The 10,768-nt window shown below is 66.2% G+C and carries 8 protein-coding genes; 3 read left to right on the top strand and 5 right to left on the bottom strand.

The annotated features are described in order from the left end of the window. Window positions 1–77: 77 nt before the first annotated feature. From H162_RS0118280 to trxB, 3 genes are all read right to left on the bottom strand, one after another. On the bottom strand, window positions 78–2,255 hold the full coding sequence (locus tag H162_RS0118280) for an ATP-binding protein (protein WP_020654940.1): 2,178 nt from the start codon (window positions 2,253–2,255) through the stop codon (window positions 78–80). 161 nt (window positions 2,256–2,416) lie between these two features. After that, window positions 2,417–3,085, bottom strand: coding sequence for a Smr/MutS family protein (locus tag H162_RS0118285; protein WP_020654941.1), 669 nt, complete (start codon window positions 3,083–3,085; stop codon window positions 2,417–2,419). Window positions 3,086–3,094: 9 nt separating this feature from the next. Then, window positions 3,095–4,051, bottom strand: coding sequence for a thioredoxin-disulfide reductase (gene trxB / locus H162_RS0118290; RefSeq protein WP_020654942.1), 957 nt, complete (start codon window positions 4,049–4,051; stop codon window positions 3,095–3,097). Window positions 4,052–4,232: 181 nt separating this feature from the next. Here trxB and H162_RS0118295 point away from each other — a divergent pair, with 181 nt between their 5' ends. The 3 genes from H162_RS0118295 (at window position 4,233) to H162_RS0118305 (ending at window position 8,860) form a co-directional block, all read left to right on the top strand. Further along, window positions 4,233–6,722, top strand: coding sequence for a DNA translocase FtsK (locus H162_RS0118295; protein WP_020654943.1), 2,490 nt, complete (start codon window positions 4,233–4,235; stop codon window positions 6,720–6,722). Between the two features lie 60 nt (window positions 6,723–6,782). Then, window positions 6,783–7,421: an outer membrane lipoprotein chaperone LolA gene (gene lolA, locus H162_RS0118300; protein WP_020654944.1), complete on the top strand. Its 639-nt coding sequence runs from the start codon at window positions 6,783–6,785 to the stop codon at window positions 7,419–7,421. Window positions 7,422–7,543: 122 nt separating this feature from the next. Continuing rightward, window positions 7,544–8,860: a replication-associated recombination protein A gene (locus H162_RS0118305; RefSeq protein WP_020654945.1), complete on the top strand. Its 1,317-nt coding sequence runs from the start codon at window positions 7,544–7,546 to the stop codon at window positions 8,858–8,860. Between the two features lie 92 nt (window positions 8,861–8,952). On the opposite strand, the gene H162_RS31240 is transcribed toward H162_RS0118305, so the two are convergent. Both H162_RS31240 and H162_RS35000 read right to left on the bottom strand, forming a co-directional pair. Next, entirely contained in the window at window positions 8,953–10,269 is a 1,317-nt protein-coding gene (locus H162_RS31240) for a right-handed parallel beta-helix repeat-containing protein (protein ID WP_020654946.1), read from the bottom strand. Between the two features lie 216 nt (window positions 10,270–10,485). Continuing rightward, the coding region (locus tag H162_RS35000) for a hypothetical protein (protein ID WP_211223722.1) at window positions 10,486–10,768 on the bottom strand (283 nt) is incomplete at its 5' end.

The following is a 10,768-nucleotide window of genomic DNA, read 5'->3' on the forward strand; positions in this document are numbered from 1 at the left end:
CTGCATTCACGTAAGAGGATTCGATTGGCCCCGCGCGCGGGGGGGGGGGGCGGGCCCGCTGCTGCCGTGGTGAAGGACTAGGCCGCCGCGCCGGCGCCCGGCAGCGGCAGGCGCACCGCGAACACGACCCGTCCGCTGTCGTAGCGGTAGGAGATCTCGCCCTGGTGCTCGCGCACGATCTGCTGCGCGATATACAGCCCCAGGCCCATGCCGGTGCGGTTGCGCGGATTATTCAGCGAGCCGCGCTTGAACGGGTTGAACAGGGTAGGGACGATCTCGTCGGCGATCGGCGCGCCGGCGTTCGAGACCTCGATCACGACCTGCTGGTCCTGCTTCTTCAGGCACACGCGGATCGGCTGGCCGGCCTCGCCGTGGTGGCGCGCATTGCTCAGCAAATTGGACAGCACCTGGCCGAGGCGGCCGCGGTCCGCCTCGACCCGCGCCGGCTCGTCGCAGACCTGGTCGAAGGCGATGTTCGGATAGGCCATGCGCGCTTCGTCGAGCATGTCGGCGACCAGTTCGGACAGGTCCACCGGTTCGAGCGCGACGCCCAGGCCCATGCCGCGGTCGATGCGGCTCATGTCCAGCACCTGGCTGATCATGCGCTGCATGCGGCTGGTCGAGGACTGGATGCGCTTGCCGAGTCCCTGCTGGTTGTTGCCGCGCTCGAGCACCATGCCGGCCATGTTGATCGAATGGAGCGGATCGCGCAGGTCGTGGCCGAGCATGGCCAGCAGCTGGGCGCGCGTCGCTTCGGTCTGGGCGCGCCGCGAATTCGTTGCGCGCACCAGTTCCGCCAGGGTCAGGCGGGCATTGGCCAGCACCGTCGGTTCCCACGGATGCGCCTTGCCGCGCACCGTTTCGTACCAGGCGTCGAAGGAGCCGCGCGGCGTCAGGCGCGCGCCCAGCGGGCCGACCTGGACCGCCTTTTCGGGAATGCCGGCCCAGGCGACCTGTTCGATCTCCTCGACCCGCAGCAGCACGCACCAGCCATGCGCGGGCGGGTCGTAGGGCAGGGCGAGCATGCCCACCCATTTTTCGAGGCGTTCGCGCAGCGGCTCCGGCCAGTCCGGCAAGGCTTCGCGCACCAGCAGGTCGTGGCAGTCTTCGGGCAGGGAGGCGACGATCGCTTCCGCCAGGTCGGGCGCCAGGTCGCCGCGGACGATCAGCTTGTCCTCGATCGATGCGACCATGGCCTGGGCGTGGGAAGAGGCCATCAGCGCCTGCGCGTGATGATCGAGCACGTCGAGCGGATCCTCGTCGAGCAGGAGCGACTCGACCAGGCTGGTGCGCATGCCTGCCGCGTGCTCCACCAGGTCGGCGTCGACCCTGGCCTCGATGCTGTGGATGGTCGAGGCGATCACCTGGGCCAGCACGTCGGCCGCCATCCGGATCGCGTAGGGCACCAGCTTGCGCGACATGTGGTGGCAGGCGATCAGGCCCCACAGGCGGCCGTTGATGACGATCGAGACGCTCATCGACGCCCCCACGCCCATGTTCTTCAGGTATTCGACGTGCACCGGCGAGACGCTGCGCAGCAGGGCCATGCTCATGTCGAGCGGCGCGGCGCCGGGTTCGCCGAGCAGCGGCACCGCGCTGTAGTTCGCGTCGACGATCATGCGCAGGGTGCTGAGCACGTACATCCGGCGCGCCTGCGCCGGGATGTCCGAGGCCGGATAGCGCTGGCCAAGGTAGGGAGTGAGGTCGTCGCGGCGCGCTTCGGCGACCACGTCGCCGCTGTCGTCTGGACGGAAACGGTAGGCCATCACGCGGTCGAAACCGGTGACTTCACGCACCTGCTGCACCGCCGCCGACAGCAGTCCGTCGATGCTCTTCTGGCGCCGCAGGCGGTCGATCGAGCCATGCGCCTTGACGGCGAACAGCACCACCTCGTCGGCGGGCGTTTCGCGGGTTTCGAATTCGGCGATCACGCGGCCATAGGCGGCGTGGACCACGCAGTCATAGTCGGCGTCGCCGATCGTCAGGGTGGCGACGCCCGGGGTGGTGTCGTCGTCGGCTGGTTCGCCGAGCCGTTCCGCGATCAGCTCGCGCGCCGCTGCGGGCAGGGCCAGCGTGTCGTAGGGGGCGCCCAGTGCGGGTTCGATGGCGAGCAGGGCGGGGGCGTTCGCGCTCCAGCCCTCGAGCCGGCCGTCGGGCCGGAAGAACAGCAGCGCGCCGTGCGGCTGGATGGAGCCGGGAAGGTGGATCGGCTCATCCGCGCACGACAGGAGGTCGACCTGGCGACCGTGCTCCATCGGAACTGCTTGCCCTGCCATCACTGAACCGTCCCTTCACGATGTGGTCCGGCCCGCGCCGGATCGAGCGCATTCTACAGGGGAATGAGGCAGGCGCGACAAGATTGCAACTTCGTCGCGAAAATGTGTGACTCGAGGCTTGTTGCTCGTAAATACGTGAATTAATGGTCGAGCGCGGGCCGCAGCAGGACGATCAGCGCGCCGTGGCCGCCGTCCTTGCGGCCGGCCACGCAGAAGGCGACCACTTCGCTCTTCTGCACCAGCCAGCTGTGCACGATGCCGCGCAGGACCGGCTCGCCGCCGGCGGAGCCGTAGCCGACGCCGTGGATGATGCGCACGCAGCGCACGCCGCGCTTGTCCGCGCGGTGCAGGAAGTCGGTGACCGCGTCGCGCGCCAGGTCGCGGGTCATGTTGTGCAGGTCGAGCTCGTCCTGCACCGGCCAGTGGCGCTTGCGCAGCTTGCGCACCACGTCGGGACCGACGCCGGGCTGGGAGTAGCTGAGGCTCGGGTCTTCGTCGAGGAGCCCCTCGACGTCGAACAGGTCGGACAGGGATTCGCGCAGCACCGCGGCGGTTTCTTCCTCGGGGCTGAGCGGCCTGGCGGGCGTTCCGGGCCTGGCCGGCGCCACGTAGGCCGGGCGGTGCACGTAGCGGTTCGACTCGGGCATCTTCTTGACGTCCTTCATCGCGCTGCCGAATTCGACGGCGCGCTCGCGCGCGATCCGCTCCTGCTTCTCGCGCTCGGCCTTCTCGATGGCGCGCACGCGCTCCTCTTCCTTGAGCTTGTCGCGCAAGGCTTTCAGGTCAGCGAAGTCTTTCATGCCCGCCATTGCTGCCTCTTAGTCTTCGAGTGCTTCCAGGTAGCGCTGGGCGTCCAGCGCGGCCATGCAACCGGTGCCGGCGCTGGTGATCGCCTGGCGGTACACGTGGTCCTGCACGTCGCCGGCCGCGAACACGCCCGGGACGGTGGTGGCGGTCGCCATGCCTTCCGTCCCGGAGACGGTCTTGATGTAACCGTTGTGCATCTCGAGCTGGCCTTCGAAGATGCCGGTGTTCGGCTTGTGGCCGATCGCCACGAACAGGCCGTGCACCTTCAGCTCCTTGGCATCGCCGTGGGCGGTCGACTTGATGCGCAGCCCGGTCACGCCGCCCTGGTCGCCCAGCACCTCGTCCAGGGTGTGGTTAAGTTCCAACACAATCTTGCCTTCCGCGACCTTGTTCATCAGGCGGTCGACCAGGATCGGCTCGGCGCGGAACTTGTCGCGGCGGTGGATCAGGGTCACCTTGTTGGCGATGTTCGACAGGTACAGGGCTTCCTCGACCGCGGTGTTGCCGCCGCCGATGACCGCCACTTCCTGGTTGCGGTAGAAGAAACCGTCGCAGGTCGCGCAGGCCGACACGCCCTTGCCCATGAAGGCCTGTTCCGACGCCAGGCCCAGGTACTGGGCCGAGGCGCCGGTGGCGATGATCAGGGCGTCGCAGGTGAATTCGTGCGAATCGCCCACCAGGCGGATCGGCTTCTCGTTCAGGTAGGTGGTGTGGATGTGGTCGAACACGATCTCGGTGTTGAAGCGCTCGGCGTGCTGCAGCAGGCGCTGCATCAGTTCCGGACCCTGCACGCCGAGCGGATCGCCCGGCCAGTTCTCGACATCGGTGGTCGTCATCAGTTGGCCGCCTTGCTCGACGCCAGTCACCAGCATCGGTTTCAGGTTGGCGCGGGCGGCGTAGACAGCGGCGCTGTAGCCGGCGGGACCGGAACCGAGGATCAGGACTTTGGCGTGTTTGGTAGTAGTCATGGCGGCGCTTCCTAATATGTAGACAGACGGAAATTGGGGGCGACCTTTGCAGGAATCAAGGCCCGAAGGAAGGCGCGATTATAGACGATGATGCACACGTGCATGAATCGTGGTCCAGCCCGACCATATATCCTTTAGAATGGCGGGATCGTCGATAGCGAACACTTCAGCAGTACCCAGCATGAGCAAGAATAGTCAAGCCAGCACATCAGGTTACACCCGCAACCAGGGCGCCGCGCGCCAGCCGCTGCCAGGACGCCTTGCGCGCCTGCTGTCGGAGGCGCGCTGGATCGCCGGCGCGGTCGCCTTCCTGTATTTCGTGCTTATTTTGTTAAGCTACAGCAAGGGCGACCCGGGCTGGTCGCATGCCAACGTGGTCCCGAAGATCGCCAACCTGGGCGGCCGGGCCGGCGCCTGGCTGTCCGATCTGTTGCTTTTCATCTTCGGTTTCTCCGCCTGGTGGTGGAGCGTGATCTTCCTGCGCCAGGTCTGGCGCGGCTACGCCCGCCTCACCGACCGGCTGGGCCCCGTCCCCAAGGAGCCGCCGCACCACGGCGAAATCTACGTGCGCTGGTTCGGCTTCGCCCTGATGTTCGCCGGCAGCGTGGGCCTGGAATACCTGCGCATGTGGTCGTGGGACGTCGAACTGCCGCGCAAGCCAGGCGGCGTGCTGGGCCAGCTGATCGGGCATTCGACCCATGTGGCCTTCGGCTCGACCGGCGCGACCCTGCTGCTCCTGCTGCTGTTCGGCCTGGGCTTTTCGCTGTTCTTCCAGGTGTCCTGGCTGGCCGTGGCCGAGCGCATCGGCGAGTTCGTCGAGACCACGCTCGACTGGTTCCGCATGCGCTACGAAGACCATGAAGACCGCAAGCAGGGCGAGGCGGCCGCCGTCAAGCGCGACGAGGTGGTGGTGCACGAGCGCGCCAAGTTCACCGAGAAGCATTCGAATGCGCCGATCCCGGTGGTGAAGGCCGAGCCTTCGTTCGACATGGACGCGCCGCCGCCGGCGGCCGCTCCCGTTGCCAAGGCGCCGGCCGCTCCGGCTCCATCTGCGCCGGCGCCGCTGCCGTCCGCCCAGGCGGCCGCGCCGACCATCAAGATCGAGCCGCAGATGGTGAGCGTGCCCAAGTCCGAGCGCGCCGAGAAGGAAAAGCAGGCGCCGCTGTTCCACGAATTCGCCGGCGACTCCGGCCTGCCGCCGCTGGCGCTGCTGGACGATGCGCCGGCGGTGCAGGAAACCGTGGCGGTCGAGACCCTGGAATTCACCAGCCGCCTGATCGAGAAGAAGCTGTCCGACTTCGGCGTCGAAGCCAAGGTCGTGGCGGCCTATCCGGGCCCGGTCGTCACCCGCTACGAGATCGAGCCGGCCACCGGCGTGAAGGGCAGCCAGATCGTCAACCTGGCGCGCGACCTGGCGCGCTCGCTGTCGCTGACCTCGATCCGCGTGGTCGAGACCATCCCCGGCAAGAACTACATGGCGCTGGAGCTGCCGAACCCGAAGCGCCAGATCGTGCGCCTGACCGAGATCCTCGGCTCCAAGGTCTACGGCGACAGCGCCTCGAGCCTGACCGTCGCGCTGGGCAAGGACATCGCCGGCAAGCCGGTGGTGGCCGACCTGGCCAAGATGCCGCACCTGCTGGTGGCTGGCACCACCGGTTCCGGTAAATCGGTGGGCATCAACGCCACCATCCTGTCGCTGCTGTACAAGGCCGATCCGGCCGACGTGCGCCTGATCCTGATCGACCCGAAGATGCTGGAGATGTCGGTGTACGAAGGCATCCCGCACCTGCTGGCGCCGGTCGTGACCGACATGCGCCAGGCCGGCCATGCGCTGAACTGGGCGGTGAACGAGATGGAGCGCCGCTACAAGCTGATGAGCAAGCTGGGCGTGCGCAACCTGGCCGGCTACAACAGCAAGATCCTGGACGCGGCCAAGCGCGAAGAGCACATCCCGAATCCGTTCTCGATCACCCCGGATGCGCCGGAGCCGCTCGAGAAGCTGCCGACCATCGTCATCATCATCGACGAACTGGCCGACCTGATGATGGTCGTCGGCAAGAAGGTGGAGGAACTGATCGCCCGTATCGCCCAGAAGGCGCGTGCGGCGGGCATCCACCTGATCCTGGCGACCCAGCGTCCGTCGGTGGACGTGATCACGGGCCTGATCAAGGCGAACATCCCGACCCGTATCGCGTTCCAGGTGTCGTCGAAGATCGACTCGCGCACCATTCTCGACCAGATGGGCGCCGAGACGCTGCTGGGCATGGGCGACATGCTGTACATGCCGCCGGGTACCGGCCTGCCGGTCCGGGTGCACGGCGCCTTCGTCTCGGATGACGAAGTGCATCGAGTTGTAAAACATCTCCAATCGCTGGGCGAACCGAATTACATTGAGGGCATCCTCGAAGGCGGCACCCTGGAAGAAGGCAATGCCGACGGGGTGCCGGCGGGCGAGGGTGGCGGCGGCGAATCGGATGCCATGTACGACCAGGCGGTGGCGGTGGTGCTGAAGAACCGCCGCGCCTCGATCTCGCTGGTGCAGCGCCACCTGCGCATCGGCTACAACCGCGCCGCGCGCCTGCTGGAACAGATGGAGCAGAGCGGGGTGGTCTCGCCGATGCAATCGAACGGCAACCGCGACATCCTGGTCCCGGCGACCAGCGCCGAATAACGGCGGCCAGGGCATGCGTGCAGGCGGCGCATGCGGGCCGCGCACAGAAAAGGAATACGCATGCAAGCATCGAAAACCTCCTTCATGGCCGCGCTGGCGGTCGCAGCAAGCTTCGCGCTGGCCGGCACGGCCCAGGCCAGCGCCCTCGACCAGTTCAAGACCTTCGTCTCCGGTACCAAGGCCGCGAAGGGCGAGTTCACCCAGCAGCAGCTGGGCAAGGGCAAGAACGGCAAGGCCGCGCCGGTATCGAGCGGCACCTTCCTGTTCGCGCGTCCGGGCAAGTTCATCTGGACTTACCAGAAGCCCTACGAACAGCTGCTGCAGGCCGACGGCGAGCAGCTCTACATCTACGACAAGGACCTGAACCAGGTGACGATCAAGAAGCTGGGCAATGCGCTCGGCTCCTCGCCGGCCGCGATCCTGTTCGGCAGCAACAACCTGGAGCAGAACTTCACCCTGTCCGAGGCGGGCGAGCGTGAGGGGCTGGAGTGGCTGAACGCGGTGCCGAAGGCCAAGGACACCACCTTCGAGCAGATCAGCATCGGCCTGCGCGGCGGGGTGCCGGTGGCCATGGAGCTGAAGGATACCTTCGGGCAGACCTCGGTGCTCAAGTTCACCAGCTTCCAGCGCAATCCGCAGCTGGCGGCGCAGCAGTTCAAGTTCGACGTGCCGAAGGGTGCGGATGTGGTGAACCAGTAAGGCCTCGGGCAGGCCCGCGGGCCGCGCGGGCATCGCAGCGCTTCCTGGCATCGGCTACACTAGCCGCATGCACAACAATTTGCACACCTTCCCCCTTGCCTCGTGCGTGACCGGAGAGCGCCGTGGATGACCTGTTCAAGACCGAACCCGCGCCTCCGCTCGCCGAAGCGCTGCGCCCGCGCACCATCGACGAAGTCATCGGCCAGAGCCACCTGCTGGGTCCCGGCAAGCCGCTGAACCTGGTGTTCAAGTCGGGCCGCCCGCACTCGATGATCCTGTGGGGCCCGCCCGGCGTCGGCAAGACCACGCTGGCGCGCCTGACCGCCCACGCCTTCGACTGCGAATTCATCGCGCTGTCGGCCGTGCTGTCGGGCGTGAAGGATATCCGCGCCGCCGTCGAACAGGCCGAGCACTACCTCCAGCAGGGCAAGCACACCATCCTGTTCATCGACGAGATCCACCGTTTCAACAAGGCGCAGCAGGATGCCTTGCTGCCCTTCGTCGAATCCGGCCTGGTCACCCTGATCGGCGCCACCACCGAGAACCCGTCCTTCGAGGTCAACTCGGCGCTGCTGTCGCGCTCCCAGGTCTACGTGCTCAAGGCGCTCGACGACGACGAGATGCGCCTGCTGCTCCAGCGCGCCCGCGAGCGCGTGCTGCGCCACCTGGAGTTCGACGAGGTGGCGGTCGACACCCTGGTCGGCTATGCCGACGGCGACGCACGCCGCTTCCTGAACCTGCTGGAGCAGACCAAGACCTCGGCCGACACCGCCGGCGTCGGCCGCATCACCGCCGACTTCGTCGAGAACGCGCTGACCCTGAACGCGCGCCGCTTCGACAAGGGCGGCGACAATTTCTACGACCAGATCTCGGCCCTGCACAAGTCGGTGCGCGGCTCGCACCCCGACGCGGCCCTCTACTGGCTGTGCCGCATGCTCGACGGCGGCGCCGACGCCAAGTACCTGTCGCGCCGCATCGTGCGCATGGCCTGGGAAGACATCGGCCTGGCCGATCCGCGCGCGCTGCAGATCGCGAACGACGCCGCCGCCACCTACGAGCGACTGGGCTCGCCCGAAGGCGAACTGGCGCTGGGACAGGCCGTGGTCTACCTGGCGATCGCGGCCAAGAGCAATGCCGGCTACAACGCCTTCAACGCCGCCATGGCCTTCGTCCGCAAGGACAAGTCGCGCGAGGTGCCGGTCCACCTGCGCAATGCGCCGACGAAGCTGATGAAGGAACTCGGCTACGGCCACGAGTACCGCTACGCCCACGACGAGCCGCACGCCTACGCGGCCGGCGAAACCTACCTGCCGGACGGCATGCCGGAGCCGCGCTGGTACCAGCCGGTGCCGCGCGGACTCGAAGCCAAGGTCGCCGACAAGCTGGCCTTCCTGCGCCAGCTCGACGCCGACGCGAACGGGCAGGATCCCGAACGCTGAGCGCAGCCCTCCAGCGCAAAAAGCCCGCGTGGAGCGGGCTGTCGAAGCGCTGATTAGCGGCGGCATGTCGCCGCCGCCGGTCTCCTGCCTGATCAGAAGTTTTCGTAGGCGCCGATATCGAAGGCGCCGCCTTTCGGACGGGCCACGCCGAGCATGTCGACGGCCGGCGCCGAGGTCGCGGTGCCCTTGTTGGCTGCCGGCGAACCGCTTTGCAGGCGGTAGTCGCCAGTGCCGGCCGGGTTGTAGCTGACGAACTTCGGATCGGCGCTGATGGTGCCGGTGGCGGAGCCGACCTTCATCGTGATGGCCGAACCGTTGCCGTAGACCAGGTTGTTGGCCGTCACGTTACCCGAACCGATGCAGGCCTGGCCCGAGTAGCAGTACTGCGAGATGCCGGCGCGCGGATTTTTATACACGATGTTGTTGATGACCTTCGTGTTCTTCAGCTGGACGCCGCCCGGCGAGTCGCCCACGCCGATCACGATGCCGCCGCCCATGCCGCTCGAGCCGTTGGCGAACACGGTGTTGTTGGCGATCGTCACGTCGGTGGCGGCGTGCCACAGGTGGATGCCGTAGGCCGAGGCGCGGTAGACGATGTTGTTCATGATCTTGCCGCCACGATTCGACGAATAGATGCCCTGCACGCCGTTGCAGGCGCCCGGCTTGCCGATGTCGCGCACCACGTTGCCGATCACGTCGCCGTTCGAGCCGCTGTAGTTGGCGTTGACGATGCCCGCGCCGCCGGCGCCCTTGCAGCCGCCCGAGACGGTGATGTTGTGGATGTGGTTGTTCGACACCAGGGTGTTCGAACCGTTGTTCAGGACACCCAGGCGCCCCGGGCCGCTGATGTCGAAGCCGGTGATGTCGATGTAGCTGCCGCTGTTGGTCCACATCGCCTCGGTGCCGCTGCCGATGATCTTCGCGCCCCACTTGGTGTCGGAGACGAAGCGGATGCGGTTGGTCGAGGTGCCGCTGACCTTGGTGGTGACGTTGCCGCTGTAGGTGCCGGCGGCGACGTGCACGGTGGTGCCGGCCTTGGCGCTTGATGCGGCCTTGTTGATGGTCTTGAACGGCCTGGCCTGGGTGCCGGCGTTCGAATCCGAACCGTTGGTGGCGACGTACAGGTGATAGATGCTGGTGGCGGTTGCGGCGGCGCTGCTGGTGCTGGGGGCCGTGGCGGCCAGTTGCGCGTTGCCTTCCGCCTGGGCCACGGCGGCCGAGACGGCTGCGGCGGCGACCACTTCCTGCGCATAGGTGCCGATGCTGGCGCTGTCGGCCGTCAGGCCATGGGTGACGGCGGGAGCGGCGATGGCGGCGGTCGAAGCCGACGCGGCGAGGAGGACGGTGGCGCTGCAGGCGAGCAGGGCGTTGGTACGGGTGGCGAAAGCGGAGATGACAGCGTTTTTCATGCGGTGGAGATCCTTACTTAAACAAGTCAATGAATACTGTTTTTGAGCGGTGGAAACTGCCTAAGTTCAACTTTTCTTCAAAAAAATTTTCTCTGAGTATTAAAAATCAAAGGAAATGCTGAACTGGAAACAGGTATGAATACATTGCTCAGTTCTATGAAGAGCTTTCCTCAAAAACTGAACACGTAACCTTTGAGCAGAGGAAACTTCCAAAGTTCAATTTTTCTGGGTAAATTTTCTTACGGTATTAATTGCGCAAGGGAAGCGCTGATTTAATCGATATTTTTCTCGTGGCCGGAGCTGTGCTGTCGACGCTGGCTTGACGAGCAGCGAAGCGAGTATTTTTGCCCCAGCACGGCGTCGCGAGACGATTTTCGAGGTATCCCTGCGAGTTTTTCTCCGCTCAAGACGGAGTTCTGGCGCGAGCGCTTCCGAAGGTTCGTCCAGCCAGCACCAGATTTGCAAACGCAAACAGGGCAAACAGCTGCGTGGTGTTCTT

It is taken from the genome of Massilia niastensis DSM 21313 (assembly GCF_000382345.1).
Taxonomy (GTDB): Bacteria; Pseudomonadota; Gammaproteobacteria; order Burkholderiales; family Burkholderiaceae_D; genus Telluria; species Telluria niastensis.